This window comes from Kordia sp. (genome assembly GCF_965283645.1).
Lineage (GTDB): Bacteria > Bacteroidota > Bacteroidia > Flavobacteriales > Flavobacteriaceae > Kordia.
Genome location: NZ_CBDIPG010000001.1, coordinates 3,441,498 through 3,458,613, shown reverse-complemented (window position 1 = coordinate 3,458,613; position 17,116 = coordinate 3,441,498). Strand labels below are relative to the sequence as shown.

The following is a 17,116-nucleotide window of genomic DNA, read 5'->3' as shown; positions in this document are numbered from 1 at the left end:
TTGTCCATTTAATCTTTTTGTCTTTGCTCATTATTCTTTTGTCTTTGCTTTTTGTTTATCTGTGATGAGATTCCCACTTTCGTGGGAATTAAAATTCATCCGTAACGCAACCTTTGGATGCTGATGAAACTGTTTTTGCATATTTGTATAATACACCGCGTTCAAATTTGAGTTCGGGTGCTTTCCATTTTTTTCTACGTTCTTGAAGTTCTTCTTCAAATACTTCTAGTTGAATTGAGTTCGTTTCGGCATCAATTGTAATAATATCACCATCTTTTACTAAAGCTAATGTTCCGCCTTCTTGCGCTTCTGGTGTAATGTGTCCGACAACGAAACCATGTGTTCCGCCTGAAAAGCGTCCGTCAGTTATTAATGCCACATCTTTTCCTAAACCTGCACCCATGATTGCCGCAGTTGGTTTTAGCATTTCTGGCATTCCTGGACCACCTTTTGGACCTTCATATCGAATGACGACAACATCTCCTTTTTCTACTTTTCCATCACGGATTCCGTCATTTGCTTCGTATTCGCCTTCAAATACTTTTGCTTTTCCAGAGAAGGTTAGTCCTTCTTTTCCTGTTATTTTTGCAACACTTCCATCACTTGCTAGGTTTCCGTATAGCATGCGTAAGTGTCCTGATATTTTGATTGGATTTTCAATGGGTTTGATTACATCTTGCCCAGCTTTTAAATCATCAACATCTAATAAGTTTTCTGCAATTGTTTTTCCTGTAACCGTCATACAATCGCCGTGAATTAATCCTTTTTTTAATAGATATTTTAATACAGCAGGAATTCCGCCAACAGCGTGCACATCTTCCATAAGATATTTTCCGCTAGGTTTTAAGTCTGCTAAAAATGGTGTTGTATCGCTTATTTTTTGAAAGTCTTTGAGTGTGAAATCTATTTGTGCGGCTCTGGCAATTGCCAAGAAGTGTAATACTGCATTTGTTGATCCACCAAGAATTGTTACCAAACGAACTGCATTTTCTAGTGATTTTCGTGTGATAATGTCTGATGGTTTAATGTCTTTTTCTAATAGAATTCGCATTGCTTCACCAGCCGCTACCGATTCTTGCTTTTTAGCATCACTTAGTGCAGGATTTGACGAATTGAATGGTAACGTCATTCCCAACGCTTCTATAGCAGAAGCCATAGTGTTTGCCGTGTACATTCCGCCACAAGCACCAGCTCCTGGACACGCTTTTTCAACTATGTTTTGATATTCCGTTTCGCCCATTGTACCAGCAACTTTGCTTCCCCATGCTTCAAAAGCTGAAACGACATCGAGTTTTTTTCCATTGTGACAACCAGAATCTATTGTGCCGCCATAAACTAAGATACTTGGACGATTTAGGCGAATCATTGCCATTAGTGCGCCAGGCATATTTTTGTCACAACCAACAACCGTAATGAGTCCATCATAACTCATAGCTTGCACAACCGTTTCCATAGAATCAGCAATGATATCGCGTGAAGGCAACGAATACCGCATGCCTGGTGTTCCCATTGAGATTCCGTCGCTTACGCCAATGGTATTGAAGATTAAACCAATAATATCTTCGTTTTTTGTTCCTTGTTTTGCCAGTTTTGCCAAGTCGTTTAAATGCATGTTACACGGATTTCCTTCGTAACCCGTACTTGCAATTCCGATGATGGGTTTAAAAAAGTCTTCTTTTGTTAATCCAATCGCGTGCAACATGGCTTGCGCCGCAGGTTGCGTAGGATCTTGTGTGACTGTTTTACTATATTTATTTAGGTTGTTCATATTGCTTTTGATAGTTTTTGAGCGCGTTCACACAATACTTCTTGTTTGTATAGTTTCATGAGTTTGTAACCCAAAGACGCTTCCCACGAAAGTGGAAATTCGTATGTATCTAACGATTGTAAACCAACTACTTCTGCCGCTGTTCCTGTAAAGAATGCGCTATCTGCTTGTTTTAATTCGTCTAGTGTAAATTGTTTTTCTTCCACAGAGAAACCAACTTCTTTACAGATTTCTATAATGGTGGAACGTGTAATTCCAGCCATGATGTGTCCACGTTTTGGTGTGTAGAGTTTTCCATCTTTTTCCATGAATACATTCGCGCCAGAACATTCTGCTACATTTCCGTTCATGTCTAATAGTAACGCTTCATCATAACCTGCATTTTTAGCTTCATTTGTTGATAGGATTGAGTTTGTGTAGTGACCTGTTACTTTTGCTTCTACAAAACATGATTTTGGATTTGGACGTTCAAAACGAGACGTTTTTACTTTTAGAAGTTTGTCGCCCATATATTTTCCCCATTCCCAACATTGAATCGTCAAAAACGAGTCTTCAGCGGTTTGCAAGCTCATATTTGAACCTGTTGTTAATATTGGTCTAATGTATGCGTCTTGTACCTTATTTTTTTCTAGTAGTTTGTATGTAATATCAACGAGTTCTTGAATGGAATAGTTAAACGGAATTCCCATGACCTCAGCGCCATATTTTAGGCGTTTGTAGTGTGCTTCAGCTTTGAAGATTTTTGCACCAAATTTAGTTTTATAAGCTCTGATTCCTTCAAAAACACCATTTCCATAGTGCAATGCTTGACTGTACATGTTTCCTGATGCCTTTTCAGGATGCATGTACGTACCGTTGTGATAGATGATACTTTTGTCTGTGTAATACATTTTCATTCTTATTATGGTTCGAAATTAATTTTATTGTGCTTTTTTGTGTGTTCAGTTTTGATTTTTTCCCTAGAACCAATTGTTAATTTATTGATTTAAATTATTGTTTTTCAGCACTTTAAACTTTTCCAAATACAATGCTCAACGGTTGATATTTTATTGTGACTAGAAACCTATTTTTCGATTTCACCTCTTAATCTTCTTATTGTGAGATCCCGCTCTGCAACGAGATTAGTTCAACTTACAGTTTTATGTCTCATTCAGAGCTCTCAGAATGAGATCCTGATCTTCACATGATGAGATCCCGCTCTGCAGCGGGATTAGTTCAACTTACACCATTGAATGCGTCCTGCGGACTTTTCAATAGTGAGTTTCACTAAAAAAAGCCTGTATCACGGTTGATACAGGCTTTTTGTTTTTATATAGCAAATCGTATCAACTCAGGATGAGTTTATAATGATAATGACGATGACGATAATGCTGATTATTTTATTCATTGTTTTGTTTGTTTGAGATCCCGCTTTGTAGCGGGATTAGTTTAACTTACAGTTGTGTTTGCGCCCTTCGGGCTTCACAAAACTGAGTTTCACTAAAAAAGCCTTCCCGATAAGGAAGGCTTTGTAAATTTTATAGTGAAATTATGTATAGCATTCCTTATCGTTGTGAGCGAATCACAATGACGTTGATAGCAATGATATTTATAATTTGTTTGTTCATTTGTTATATCAAATATTGTAAAAGTTTTTTTGGATTCCTAATTATTGTCTGAAAAATTGTTGTTTTTGTTTCTGTCTTTATAGGGAAGTGAGATTGATTAATTATATAATGACTTTTCTTTTTTACATAGAACAATTAGATGTTTTACAGAAGTATTTGGTAACGCTCATTTTTGTCTTGACACAAAAACGAGCCAAAAAAGTCAAGACGATCTATAGGAAATTGCTGTGCAACATTCGCTCATGCACTTCATGCTTAAAGCTACGCTTTGCAATTACGTTTTTCGCTCACTATTTCTGAAGATCGTCCTTTTAGTACCATTGGAAATAATCAATAACCTCTATCTGAAACTAACTAGACTAAACACGTGGCAAATCACTATCATCCTTCAAGGGCAAATTAGAACTTCCCATTAAGAACGTATCCACATGATGCGCCGCTTGGCGACCTTCCGATATTGCCCAAACGATGAGCGATTGTCCTCTTCGCATGTCACCAGCCGTGAAAATACCTGATACATTTGTCGCATAGTTTTTTGTGGTGGCTTTGATGTTACTTCTGAAATCCATTTCTAGTCCAAATTCGTCTGCGAGTGTTTTTTCTGCTCCTGTGAATCCTAATGCTAGTAATACTAAATCACATTCCCAATGTTTTTCTGTGTTTGGAATTTCTTTGAGTTGTGGACGTTCGCCCTGTTTGAAAATCCACTCAACTTCTACCGTTTTTAAACCTGTTAGACTCCCTTTTTTATCTTTGATGAATTCTTTTGTTGAGATGCTAAAGAAACGTTCCACACCTTCTTGATGTGATGATGTTTCTTTGAGTTTCATTGGCCAATATGGCCACGGTTGATGTGCAGGACGACCAGTTGTTGGTTTGTTTAAGATTTCAAAGTTTGTGACCGATTTTGCGCCGTGACGATTGCTTGTTCCAATACAATCTGAGCCTGTATCACCACCGCCAATAACAATTACGTTTTTATTTTTTGCTGAAATTATTTGATCAAAATCAACCAAACCATCTACATATTGATTGTTTTGTTTTAGGAAATCCATTGCTTGGTGCACACCTTTTGCTTCTATTCCAGCAATTGGAATTGTGCGTCGTATGGTTGCACCTCCGCATAGAACGATAGCGTCAAAATCTTGTTTTAGTTGATTCGCATCTACATTTACACCAACATGCGCGTTCGTTTTAAACGTGATTCCTTCTTCTTCTAACACCTTTACACGTCTGTCAATCACATTTTTTTCCATCTTAAAATCAGGAATTCCATAGCGTAACAAACCACCAACTTTTTCATCACGTTCATACACAGTTACTATATGACCTGCGCGATTTAGTTGTTGCGCAGTTGCTAAACCTGCTGGACCAGAACCGATTACTGCAACTGTTCTTCCCGTTCTTACTTTTGGTGGTTTTGCTATAATCCAACCTTCTGCGAAAGCTGTTTCTATTATATTTTTTTCTATATTTTCAATACTTACCGGAGCTGAATTGATTCCTAATACACAGGCTTCTTCACACGGCGCAGGACATAAACGACCTGTAAATTCTGGAAAGTTATTAGTTGCATGTAATATTTCCGCAGCTTCTTTCCATTTTCCTCTGTACACTTTGTCGTTGAAATCTGGAATTAGATTTCCAAGCGGACAACCACTGTGACAGAATGGAATTCCGCAATCCATACAACGCGCACCTTGATTTTGAAGTTTCTCGGTTTCAAGCGCAATTGTAAATTCTTTGTAATTTTTTATACGCTCCGCTGGAACTTGATATCCTTCATCTTCACGTTTGTGTTCTAAAAATCCTGTTATCTTTCCCATGTTTACGCTGTTTGAAGTTGTTCTTTTTCTAATCGTACTAGTGCTTGTCTGTATTCTTCTGGAAGTATTTTTATGAATTTCGGAAGATAGATATCCCAGCTTTCTAAGATTCGTTTTCCTAACGGACTTGATGTTGCTTTGTAATGATTTTCTATCAATTGTTTTAATTCCGCTATGTCTTCTTCTAGTTCAATTGCGCCAATGTTTAAGTTTTCTGAATTACAGTTTTGCAGAAACGTATTGTTTTTGTCTAACACGTAGGCAATTCCGCCACTCATTCCTGCTCCAAAGTTTCGTCCAACTTCACCAAGAATTACGGCAATTCCACCAGTCATGTATTCACATCCGTGATCTCCAATTCCTTCTACAACCGCTTTTGCACCTGAGTTTCGCACACAAAAACGCTCTCCAGCTTTTCCATTGATATAGACTTCTCCAGAAGTTGCGCCATATAAGGTTACATTTCCTGTGATGATATTGTCTTCAGGAATAAACGTAGATACTGCTGGCACTTTGATAATGAGCTTTGCGCCAGAGAGTCCTTTTCCTAGATAATCGTTGGTGTTTCCGTGAACCGTCATGCTGATTCCTTTCGTGGCAAACGCACCAAAACTTTGTCCTGCCGAACCATTGAAATCTATGTTAATTGTATCTTCTGGCAAGCCTTCTGCACCGTATATTTTTGAAATTTCGTTACTTACAATCGCGCCAACAGCTCTGTCAATATTGGTAATATTAAGTTTTAAATCTGTTTTTTGTCTTCTAAATAATGCTTGGTGCGCTTGCTTTATAATTTTGAAATCTAAGTGTGTTTCTAAGTTGTGATCTTGTTGTTCCGTATTGTAGAATTTTACATCGTCGGCAACTTTAACTTTGTGTAGAATAGGCGTTAAGTCTATTCCTGAAGTTTTGTAATGTTCAATGGCTTTGTTTCTGTTTAATTTTTGCACTTGACCTACCATTTCATTCACCGTTTTGAATCCGAGTTTTGCCATGATTTCTCGTAATTCTTGCGCTACGAAATACATGTAATTGACAACATGTTCAGGCTTTCCTTTGAATTTTTTACGCAATTCTGGATTCTGCGTTGCAATACCAACCGGACACGTATTTAAGTGACAAACTCGCATCATGATACAGCCTGAAGCTACTAATGGCGCTGTTGCAAAGCCAAATTCTTCTGCGCCCAACAAACATGCAATGGCAACATCACGACCCGTTTTTAATTGTCCGTCACATTCTAAGACAATTCTATTTCTTAAATCATTCATGACTAAGGTTTGTTGCGCTTCGGCAATTCCTAATTCCCAAGGCAAACCTGCATGTTTTTGCGAAGTTAACGGAGTTGCTCCTGTTCCGCCATCGAAACCAGCGATTAAAATTACATCTGCTTTTGCTTTGGCAACTCCAGCCGCAATAGTTCCTACGCCAATTTCTGATACTAGTTTCACATTGATTCGTGCTTCACGATTTGCAGATTTTACATCATATATAAGTTGCGATAAATCTTCTATGGAATAGATATCGTGATGCGGCGGCGGCGATATTAATCCAACATATGGAGTTGAGTTTCTTGTTTTTGCTATTTGCGGATTGACTTTTGCGCCTGGCAATTGTCCGCCTTCACCTGGTTTTGCTCCTTGTGCTATTTTTATTTGAATTTCATTCGCGCTTGTTAGATAGTTTGAAGTCACGCCAAAACGACCTGAAGCCACTTGTTTGATGGCTGAATTTTTCCAATCGCCTTGCGAACTTTTGTAAAATCGTTCTTGATCTTCTCCACCTTCACCAGAGTTTGATTTTCCACCAATTCTGTTCATTGCAATTGCTAAATTTTCGTGTGCTTCTTTACTGATAGAACCGTACGACATAGCGCCCGTTTTGAAGCGTTTTACGATTTCCGTCCACGGTTCAACTTCTTCAATTGGAATTGGATCGTATTGATCAAATTCGAATAAACCTCGTATTGTCATCAAATTTTTTGATTGATTGTTGACTAGTTCTGAATATTCTTTGAAGGTTGATGCTTTATTGGTTCGAACCGATTCTTGCAGTTTTGCTACCGTTAACGGATTGAACATGTGTTTTTCTTGTCCGCGTCTCCATCTGTATTCGCCACCAACTTCAATAGCTGCATTGACTTCATTTACTTGAAATGCTTTTTTGTGACGTTTTACTATTTCGTGTTCTATTTCGCGTAAGCCAATACCTTGAATACGAGTTGGCGTGTTTGGAAAGTATTTTTTGACTGTCGTTGAGTTGATTCCGATACATTCAAATAGTTGCGAACCACGATAAGAGTTTAGCGTAGAGATTCCTATTTTGTTCATTACTTTTAGAATACCTTTTCCAACAGCTTTGTTGTAGTTTTTGATTGCCGCTAAGTATTCTAACTCCGTAATATCACCATTGAGCACTTGCTTTTCTACGATTTCATTTACGATATACGGATTTACCGCACTTGCTCCAAAACCAAATAGTAATGCAAAATGATGTACTTCTCTTGGTTCTGCTGATTCAATTATTAAGCTAATTCTTGATCGCTTTTTTAGTTTGTGCAACGCATGATTTACATAGGAACATGCTAATAATGCTGGAATTGGCGCATGGTTTTCATCTACATATCTATCTGATAGAATTATAATATTGGCGCCATTATTTATTGCTTTGGAAGCTTTGTGCATTAGGTTTTCTAACGCAACTTCAAGTTCATTTAATCCTCTGTTTACTTCATACAACATTGAAATAGAAGCTACTTTGAAGTTGGGATTTGTATCATAGTTTCTAATTTTATCTAAATCATGTTTTGAGATGACAGGATTTTGAATTTTAAGCTTTTTACAGTGTGCTGCGTTGATGTCAAATAAATTTACATCGCTTCCTAATGTTAGACTGATGTCTGTGATTAATTCCTCGCGAACACCATCTAATGGTGGATTTGTTACTTGTGCAAATAGTTGTTTGAAGTAGTTGTAAATTAGTTGCGGTCTTTCAGAAAGAATTGCAATTGGCGTATCGCTTCCCATCGATCCAATAGGTTCTTTAGCCAATTGTGCCATTGGACGAATGATTGTGTTTAAGTCTTCTTGTGTGTATCCAAAAACAACTTCTCGCTTTTTTAATTCAATTTCATCATATATAATAGGTCCTTTTTTTGCTGAGATATCTCGCAGATGCACTAAATTTTCAGTGAGCCATTTTCTGTACGGATATTTGGACGCTATTTCTTCTTTGAGTTCTTCATCGTTTACAATTCGACCTTCATTCATGTTTACTAAAAACATTTTTCCAGGTTCTAAACGACCGTGAAATTCAACATTTTCAGGTTTTATATCTACAACTCCTGTTTCGGACGACATGATTACGTTTCCGTTTTTGGTAACTGTATATCGCGAAGGACGCAATCCGTTTCTGTCTAAAACTGCTCCAATAAAGTTACCATCAGTAAATGGAATTGACGCTGGTCCGTCCCAAGGTTCCATGAGGCAAGCATTGTATTCGTAGAACGCTTTTTTGGCATCCGACATGTTTGGATTTTTCTCCCAAGCTTCTGGCACCAACATCATCATTGCTTCTGGTAATGAACGACCTGTCATGAGTAATAATTCGACCACCATATCTAAAGTTGCAGAATCTGATTTTCCTTTTAAGATGGTTGGAATTATTTTTTTGATGTCTTCTCCAAATAATGGGCTTTTCATAATTTCTTCTCGCGAAAACATACGAGAAACATTTCCTCTTAATGTATTTATTTCTCCGTTATGACAGATGTATCTGAATGGTTGTGCCAAATCCCATGTTGGAAATGTATTGGTTGAAAATCGTTGATGCACTAATGCCAAACGTGTGTCTAAAACTGAATCGAATAAATCAAGATAGTATTCATTAATATGTTCTGGCTTTAGCAACCCTTTGAAAATGATGATTTTCGTTGACAAGCTTGGTACATAGAAAAATTTTGATTCTGACAATTTAGAATCATATATAATATGTTCTGTTATTTTACGAGCGGCAAATAATTTTAGATTGAAATCTTTATCTGATTGTTTTTTATCTGACTTTCCTATGAATAGTTGTTTTACGAAAGGTTCGGTTTCTTTTGCAATTTCCCCTAATACTTTACTATTTACGGGAACATCTCGCCAACCTATAAGTATTAGTCCTTGATTTGCGATTTCTTTTTCAAAAACATCAATACAAAATTCACGTTGATTGTCTTTTTTAGGAAGAAATACATTACTCACAGCATATTCTCCAGCATTGGGTAATTTAAAGTTACAGAATTTCTCAAAAAATTTATGAGGAATATCAATTAGAATTCCTGCACCATCACCTGTAACACCATCCGAACTTACGGCTCCACGATGTTCTAATTTTACTAAAATTTCAAGTGCTTTATGAATAATATCGTTCGAACGTTTTCCTGTTAAACTGCATATAAATCCTGCTCCGCAATTATCGTGTTCAAATTCTGGCAAATAGAGTCCTTGTTTCTTTAACATCATCGAATAATTTGAAGGTTTTTTACACCTTATTTATTGACTAATATAGAAGCAAGAATTTTATAATAAAAAAAGTAGAAACACTTTTCCTAAATCGATAATTAAAGACATTTTAAATGAATTATCAGCAATTTTCAACGCATATTTTACAGAAATCGCAATTAAAATAATACTACAATTAAATGCTAATTATTACGAAAACGTTTGCGAAAAATTGATTTTTTTAAACAATTCATATTTATTTAACTAAAATGATGGTTATTTTTCAAAATTGCAATTATCAATTTAGTAAAAAATCAACTTAAAAAAGTTTAACCCTAAAAAAAATAGGGTATAAATTAACATTATAACAAAAATTACATTTTTACCCCTATTTTTTTAAGGGTATATATAAAGTTTATATAGTTTTGAAAACGACTAATCAACAATTTTGAACTTTATGAAACATTTATTTACACTAACATTACTTTTAACAGCTTTTGTTTTAAATGCTCAAGAAAAAACAGATGCTCCTGAAAAAAAATTCACCTTCGGAGGAAGCTTAGATGCTTATTACAGAACAAACTTTACGGCACCAAATGATGACAATCAGATTGCGCCTTCAACTTCGTTTGCAGATACCGCTGGTTTTTCACTAGGTATGGGAAATATTATTGCTGCTTATGAAAAAGGAAAAGTAGGAGCTGTTGCCGATTTGGTTTTTGGACCTAGAGGTGAAGCAGCTAGCGCTACCGTATTAAATCAATTGTATGCGTATTATAATATAAGCGAAAGCACAAAACTTACCATTGGAAAGTTTAACACCTTTTTAGGCTACGAAGTGATTTCTCCAACTGGAAATTTTAACTACAGTACATCTTATTTATTCTCTAATGGTCCATTTTCACATACTGGATTGAAAGCAGATTTTACGCTTTCGGAAGATTTCAGTTTAATGCTCGGTGTGTTTAATCAAACGGACGTTACTGAATTTAATCCTGATGGAAGTTATGCAATCGGATCGCAATTAGGCTACAAAGGTCAATTTTTAAACTTGTTGTATGACAAAGCTGGATTAGGTTTTGAAATAGATTATACTGGAGGTTTTGATGCTACAGAAGATTTCTTTATTGGAATTAATGCCGCGTACGCAGATAATGAAGGTGAAGGATTTTACGGAATAGATATTTACCCTCAATATAAAACAACTGAAGCGTTAACTATCGGCTTAAGAGGTGAATATTTTCAAACACAAAGTGATGCTATAAGTGACGATCCAAGTGTTTTTTCGGTAACACTTACAGGAAGTTATGTTGTTGATGAAGACTTAATCATCAAACCTGAATTTAGACTTGATAGTGGTTCAGAAGACATATTTATTGACACTGATTTAATGCCAACTAAAAGCTTAGGCTCTTTCGTTTTAGCCGCTATTTATAAATTTTAATTAACTATTAATATATACTGATGATGGATAATTTTTTAACAATTTTACCAAATCTAATTACCATACAAGATGTTGTACCAACTACAACTAAAGATATTGAAGAAGCAATAACTGCAATTAATACAGACATGGGAATGTTATGGATGCTACTTTCGGGTATCTTAGTATTCTTTATGCAAGCAGGTTTTACACTTGTTGAGACAGGAATGACACGTTCTAAAAACGCCGCGAATATAGCAATGAAAAACTTGCTTGATATTTGTGTAGGTTCATTAACATACTGGCTCGTTGGATATTCTTTAATGTATGGAGACACTACTAACGGATGGTTTTTCTGGAGCGGTTTAATGCAAGGTGAAGGTGCCGATTTATTCTTTCAAACTATGTTTGCCGCTACTGCCGCTACTATTGTTTCTGGAGCTATTGCTGGACGAACTAAATATTCAACATACGCTATATTTTCTATTGTAATGACCGCTTTAATTTATCCAATTGCTGGTGGATGGCAATGGCAAGGTTCGGGTTGGCTTACAGAACTAGGATTTATTGACTTTGCAGGATCATCAATTGTGCACTCTGTTGGTGGATGGGCTGCGCTTGTAGCCGCATTTATGGTAGGTCCAAGAATTGGAAAATTTGTAGATGGAAAAGTAATTCCGATTCCTGGTCACAATCAAATTTTAGCAACTTTAGGTGTATTTATACTTTGGTTAGGATGGTTTGGTTTTAATGGCGGATCGCAACTTGCCTGGGGCGGAGCTGATGCTGTTGGAGCTTCTAATGTCGTTTTAATTACAAACTTAGCCGCGGCGGCAGGTGGTTTGGGTGCATTAATAACTACTTGGATTTGGTACGGAAAACCAAATTTACCACAAACATTAAATGGTGCATTAGCCGGATTGGTAAGTATTACTGCCGGATGTGGTAATATGTCAGCAATTGGTGCCGCCGTTGCTGGACTTATAGGTGGTATTATCGTGGTATTTTCTATAGAATTTATTGAAAAGAAACTTAAAATTGATGACGCTATTGGTGCTGCTTCAGTACATGGTGTTGCTGGTGCTTGGGGAACACTCGTAATTGGTTTATGGGGAATTAATGGAGAAGAAGGAATAGGGGTTTTTAATGGTGGAGGATTTGGTCAATTAGGTTCGCAAGCAATTGGTGTTTTAGCGTATGTTGTTTGGTCAATTGTATTATCATACATCATTTTAAAAATTCTGAAATCTACCATGGGATTACGTGTTACCGAAGAAGAAGAAACCGTTGGTTTAGACCTTTCTGAACACGGAGAAATTGCGTATCCAGGAAAACGAGACAGAGGATAATATACCTAAAACATAATTTTATACATATATTAATTGTTTATAAAACCTTCGGAACTATTGTTTCGGAGGTTTTATATTTAACACTAGCATCCGAAACGTTGATATAAGATCGTTTCAAAGCTAGAACAAAAGCAATAAATAACTTGAAAATCAACATTTTAACATGCTCATTTTTGACATAGTATAGTCCCATTTTAGAAATTACCTCTTTCATAAAAATGGAGTTTTTTATACAAAATCTATAATCTACAAATAACCACATAGTCTATATTTTTAAATCTAAAAGTATAACGATCTTTGGTCAGACTTTCGGATACTAATGATATTTAATGTAATGATTTTAAAATGGCATTAAATTTGTACTTTTAAACACATATTATAATTTCTTGATTATGAAAAAATTTACTTGTGCTTTTGTATTATTACTTTTTTGTATGGCTTTTGGAAATGCCCAAACATGGCGACAACTTCGTGGTGGCGGACAAGGAACAGCTATTTATAATGACAATGGAACTATTTGGGTTATTGGCATGCGCAATAGTGTTTTTTCATTTAATGGACGTAGATGGCAAGAATATCCTGGTCGTGGAAAAGCACAAGATATTACCGTACACAAAGGAACACCTTATATTATTGGATTGAATAACGGAATTTGGAAAGGAACTGGCTCTGGCTGGGTTCCCATGCCTGGGAATGGACTCGGAAAGCGAATTTATAGTGATAACGGTCAACTGTGGCTTATTGGCGTAAATAATAATGTATTTTCATTTGATGGCAGAAACTGGAATTTATATCCAGGCTATGGAAAAGCAGTTGATATTGCCGCACATCGTGGTGTTCCTTATATTATTGCAGAAGACGGAAGTATTTGGCGTGGAAACGGAATGGGTTGGATACAACTTCGTGGACAAGGAATTGGGCAAAAAATAGCCTGTGATCAAGATGGAACCGTTTGGGTTATAGGAATTAATAATGGAATTTTTTCATACCGATACAATCGATGGGTTGAATATCGCGGCGGCGGAAAAGGATTGGATATTTCTGTACATCGTGGTGTTCCTTTTATTATTGGGCTCAGAAATTCTATTTGGAAAGGATAATATAGCTGTTGTCATTGCGAATGAAGTGAAGCAATCCGTGAACTGTAAGTTATGAATTCACAGATTACTTCGAAATCAAAAATTTCTCATAATGACGTTGTTATAATTTTAAAAAAGTCATTTTTATTTTATATGGACTATTTTTTACGTCCAAGCATTGACAATTCCGCCCATAATGGCAAATGTAACTATCCAATAACCGACATTGATCATCATATATTTGAATGATTTTTGCTCAAATAAAGCATTGGTTACCAACGCTGGCATTACTACAAATAAAGCAACCATAACTCCATGAGCGGCACCATGCCCGAATGTTAAGAATTTTTCTTGTCCGTGAGGATCACCGGGTTCTCCTCCGCTGTATACAGAAACAATGTAGATAAAAAATACAGCAAAGAAAGCGAGTATAACACTCAAGCCAAATCGTAATGGCATCCCTTTTTGTGCTTGTTCTTCAGTAATGCCCGTTTCTTTCATCCAAGCTTTCCCGAATAATGGTCCGTACCATAAAAATCCAATTACTAGTGTAGATAAAGCAGCTACAACGAGTGCAATCCAATTAATATTTTCCATAATTTTTGATGTTAGTTAATAAAGGTTGTTTTAAATGTACTTCTTTTTAACTAACAATCAAATGGTTAACATGTATTCTGTTTGAAATTTTAGAAATAACTTTTATATTATCTATTAATCACCAAAATCTCACTTTTTATTTTCGTTTTCTTTGCTTTCCCAAAGAATACTAAATCAAGTTCAGCACAGGCTTCACAAAAGAAAGGGAATTTTTAGTTCATGCATTCTTATTTATATTTTGGCATTTCATGAATGCAAAGCATTTCCAGAGGTGTTTTTAGTTTTTCTATCGAAAACTAAAACCGCAATTACTTTTCTAAATTTTTTCCAAGTCTTCAAAAATTTTTAACGGAAAACAATTACTACACCGCGGAAAAAAGAACGCTATCAAGAGAATTATGAGTTCTTATTTTTTTAATCAAGCTCTAAATTCTCAGGCTTTTTACCAAAGCGACGAGTGTCTTCTTTGGTTAATATTTTGAAGTTTTTAGCACGAGGTACATCGCGAAAAGCAGTATTAAATTCTTCTGGTAAGTCTATTAATTGGCGTGTTTTTAAATCGATCCAAGCGCCCATCATTTCACAACTAGCAAAGTTTTTTCCGTTTACATCATAAAAATTATGAAGAAATTCGAAAAACATTCCATCTTCACTTAATCCTCCAACTTCTAACGATACTTTTACAGGTTTCCCCAGAAACGCTTCTTTGAAATAATACATATGTTCATAAAACACAACGGGTCCAATGTTGTGCTTGGCTAATTCTCTTTGTGTAAAACCGTTTTCAATAAGAAATCCCATGCGTGTGTGACTCATGAAATTTATGTATGCTGAGTTTGCTAAATGTCGATTTGCATCTAAATCACTCCAACGAATATCAAATTCTTTAAAATACATTGTATATTTATTTTTTATTTATCAAAAATAACATGCCAATATTAAATACGTATTACGATCCACCACTTATTTTTAAAAACGGTCATATTTCAACTGTATATTCAGGTTTGTTTCGAACTGGCGCAAAAATTGAACAAAAAAGAGAACGGATTACGTTAAGTGATAATGATTTTATAGATTTAGATTGGAGTTTCGCCAAGAAAAAAACCAACAAGCTTATTATTTTATTACACGGTTTGGAAGGCAATGCACAACGCGCTTATATTACCCGATCGGCAAAGTTGTTTAATGAACATAGTTATGATGCTATTGCCATGAATTTTAGAAGCTGTAGCGGCGAATCGAACCGTTTGTATCGTTCGTATAATGCTGGTGCAACCGAAGATTTACGAGAAGTTATTACACACGTATTGACCAATCATGCTACCTATGATCATATTATTATTAAAGGATTTAGTTTGGGTGGAAATATGCTATTGAAGTATTTAGGCGAACCTATTCGGGTACCGAAAGAAGTAAAAGCCGCTATTGCTATTTCGGTTCCGTGTTCTTTATATGGTTCGTTACAACAGATGAATAAACTTGAAAATCGTTTGTATAGCAATCGTTTTATTAAACATTTACAAGGAAAGTTGATGGAAAAACAGCGTTCGTTTCCGTCATTGTTATCGTTAGAAGCTATTAAGAAAGCAGATACTTTATTCAAAATTGACGATTTGTATTCTTCCAAAGCACATGGTTATAAAGACGCTATGGATTATTATACAAAGTGTTCTTCTTTACAGTTTTTAAGGTATATTAAAACGCCAACATTGATTATTAATGCACTGAACGATTCGTTTTTGTCTGAAGATTGTTTTCCAATTAAAGAAGCACAAGCCAATGATGATTTGTATTTAGAAATGCCAAAGTATGGCGGACATGTTGGTTTTTTTGAGTTTGGTCAAATTTACCATTCGGAAGCGCAAGCGTTGAGTTTTGCTACTTCGGTTTAAAGTGTGAATTTTGTTGATGAATCCGAATGGCTTTTTGCGATAATAGCAATCCAACAGCCAATGATAAAAACGCACCAATAGAAATTCCTGGAATGTAATTGATGAATAAGAAGAAGTCGTAAACTCCGTGAAAACAGGTTGCTAATGCCAATCCTATGAGGTTAAATTTTACTCTGTTTCGAGAGAATTTGGCTTTTCCCATATAATATCCCATGATAATTCCGAATGTTGCATGTGCCGGAACTGCTGTAAACGCTCTGTACAACGCAACTTCAACTCCACCTTGAAACGCGTATGCTAAGTTTTCCGTCACCGCAAAACCCATAGAAACCATTACTGCATACATAATACCATCGTACGGTTCGTCAAACTCTTTGTGTTGTTGTGCAAAATAGCGTACAAATATGTATTTACTAAATTCTTCAACCAACGCAACAACGATGAATGCTTTGCAAAATTGCATCCAAATAATTGGTCTTTCAATGTCAGGATAGTACTGTGAAACAAACAAATGCGAAAGCGAAGCAATTAAGATACTACCGATTGCGCCCAACAAAAAACAGATAAATAACAAGTGCTTTGGTTCCTTATCATATTTATCGCTGTAATAAATATAAATTATAATCAAAAGCGCTGGTGCAATGGATAATAATATTAAAGGCATTAGGTAGTTTTGTCAAAAATAAAAAACGAAATCTAAAATAAAGGATTTCTTTTAGTTTAACTTGATTTCAACACCTATTTCGGTTTTTTATTTTCGTTTTCTTTGCTCGCCCAAAGAATACTGAATCAAGTTCAGCACAGGCTTCAACAAAAGAAATGGTGCTTTTAGTTCATGCACACTTATTTTATATTAAGGGATTCATGAATGTAAACATTTCCAGCGGTGTTTTTAGCTTTGGCTAAAATCGCAATTATTTTCCTAAATTTTCTCCAAGGCTTCAAAAATTCTTAACGAAAAATTACTACTACACTTCGGAAAAGACAAAACCACATTAGTTTGTCACTCAAATGATCTATGAAATATTCTGCGAAAGCGTAAAAATCTTTAGATGAAACTCCTGAAAACATTTAGAATAGCTTTTGATAAA

Annotated in this window: 11 protein-coding genes; 4 read left to right on the top strand and 7 right to left on the bottom strand. The window is 35.7% G+C overall.

Annotation, left to right across the window (positions count from 1 at the left end; translation table 11 throughout):
- Window positions 1-88: 88 nt before the first annotated feature.
- The 4 genes from ilvD to gltB form a co-directional block, all read right to left on the bottom strand.
- On the bottom strand, window positions 89-1,768 hold the full coding sequence (ilvD, locus tag ACQ654_RS15265) for a dihydroxy-acid dehydratase (RefSeq protein ID WP_430411207.1): 1,680 nt from the start codon (window positions 1,766-1,768) through the stop codon (window positions 89-91).
- The gene (locus ACQ654_RS15260) at window positions 1,765-2,658 is read right to left on the bottom strand and encodes a branched-chain amino acid transaminase (RefSeq protein ID WP_430411206.1); all 894 of its coding nucleotides are present in this window, start codon (window positions 2,656-2,658) and stop codon (window positions 1,765-1,767) included. The genes ilvD and ACQ654_RS15260 overlap by 4 nt, the downstream gene beginning before the upstream one ends.
- Before the next feature lie 1,076 nt (window positions 2,659-3,734).
- Window positions 3,735-5,201, bottom strand: a complete 1,467-nt coding sequence (locus ACQ654_RS15255; RefSeq protein WP_430411205.1) for a glutamate synthase subunit beta — start codon at window positions 5,199-5,201, stop codon at window positions 3,735-3,737.
- 2 nt (window positions 5,202-5,203) lie between these two features.
- Entirely contained in the window at window positions 5,204-9,706 is a 4,503-nt protein-coding gene (gene gltB / locus ACQ654_RS15250) for a glutamate synthase large subunit (RefSeq protein WP_430411204.1), read from the bottom strand.
- Between the two features lie 436 nt (window positions 9,707-10,142).
- Between gltB and ACQ654_RS15245 the strand changes: the two genes are divergently transcribed.
- The 3 genes from ACQ654_RS15245 (at window position 10,143) to ACQ654_RS15235 (ending at window position 13,557) form a co-directional block, all read left to right on the top strand.
- Entirely contained in the window at window positions 10,143-11,129 is a 987-nt protein-coding gene (locus ACQ654_RS15245; RefSeq protein WP_430411203.1) for an outer membrane beta-barrel protein, read from the top strand.
- Window positions 11,130-11,152: 23 nt separating this feature from the next.
- Entirely contained in the window at window positions 11,153-12,457 is a 1,305-nt protein-coding gene (locus ACQ654_RS15240) for an ammonium transporter (RefSeq protein WP_430411202.1), read from the top strand.
- Between the two features lie 392 nt (window positions 12,458-12,849).
- Entirely contained in the window at window positions 12,850-13,557 is a 708-nt protein-coding gene (locus ACQ654_RS15235; protein WP_430411201.1) for a hypothetical protein, read from the top strand.
- A 144-nt stretch (window positions 13,558-13,701) separates the two neighbouring features.
- Here the strand turns inward: ACQ654_RS15235 and ACQ654_RS15230 are convergent, their stop codons facing one another.
- Both ACQ654_RS15230 and ACQ654_RS15225 read right to left on the bottom strand, forming a co-directional pair.
- Complete coding sequence (locus ACQ654_RS15230) at window positions 13,702-14,133, bottom strand: DUF1761 domain-containing protein (protein WP_430411200.1); 432 nt, start codon at window positions 14,131-14,133, stop codon at window positions 13,702-13,704.
- 414 nt (window positions 14,134-14,547) lie between these two features.
- Window positions 14,548-15,030, bottom strand: coding sequence for an acyl-CoA thioesterase (locus ACQ654_RS15225; RefSeq protein WP_430411199.1), 483 nt, complete (start codon window positions 15,028-15,030; stop codon window positions 14,548-14,550).
- Between the two features lie 32 nt (window positions 15,031-15,062).
- Between ACQ654_RS15225 and ACQ654_RS15220 the strand changes: the two genes are divergently transcribed.
- On the top strand, window positions 15,063-16,025 hold the full coding sequence (locus ACQ654_RS15220; RefSeq protein WP_430411198.1) for a YheT family hydrolase: 963 nt from the start codon (window positions 15,063-15,065) through the stop codon (window positions 16,023-16,025).
- Here the strand turns inward: ACQ654_RS15220 and ACQ654_RS15215 are convergent.
- Window positions 16,012-16,689: a PrsW family intramembrane metalloprotease gene (locus ACQ654_RS15215; protein WP_430411197.1), complete on the bottom strand. Its 678-nt coding sequence runs from the start codon at window positions 16,687-16,689 to the stop codon at window positions 16,012-16,014. The genes ACQ654_RS15220 and ACQ654_RS15215 overlap by 14 nt on opposite strands.
- Window positions 16,690-17,116 lie beyond the last annotated feature (427 nt).

Coding starts and splice junctions, on each gene's coding strand:
- ACQ654_RS15215 (WP_430411197.1), bottom strand. CDS start 16,689: ATGCCTTTAATATTATTATCCATTGCACCAGCGCTTTTGATTATAATT.
- ACQ654_RS15220 (WP_430411198.1), top strand. CDS start 15,063: ATGCCAATATTAAATACGTATTACGATCCACCACTTATTTTTAAAAAC.
- ACQ654_RS15230 (WP_430411200.1), bottom strand. CDS start 14,133: ATGGAAAATATTAATTGGATTGCACTCGTTGTAGCTGCTTTATCTACA.
- ACQ654_RS15245 (WP_430411203.1), top strand. CDS start 10,143: ATGAAACATTTATTTACACTAACATTACTTTTAACAGCTTTTGTTTTA.
- ACQ654_RS15255 (WP_430411205.1), bottom strand. CDS start 5,201: ATGGGAAAGATAACAGGATTTTTAGAACACAAACGTGAAGATGAAGGA.
- ACQ654_RS15240 (WP_430411202.1), top strand. CDS start 11,153: ATGGATAATTTTTTAACAATTTTACCAAATCTAATTACCATACAAGAT.
- gltB (WP_430411204.1), bottom strand. CDS start 9,706: ATGATGTTAAAGAAACAAGGACTCTATTTGCCAGAATTTGAACACGAT.
- ilvD (WP_430411207.1), bottom strand. CDS start 1,768: ATGAACAACCTAAATAAATATAGTAAAACAGTCACACAAGATCCTACG.
- ACQ654_RS15225 (WP_430411199.1), bottom strand. CDS start 15,030: ATGTATTTTAAAGAATTTGATATTCGTTGGAGTGATTTAGATGCAAAT.
- ACQ654_RS15260 (WP_430411206.1), bottom strand. CDS start 2,658: ATGTATTACACAGACAAAAGTATCATCTATCACAACGGTACGTACATG.
- ACQ654_RS15235 (WP_430411201.1), top strand. CDS start 12,850: ATGAAAAAATTTACTTGTGCTTTTGTATTATTACTTTTTTGTATGGCT.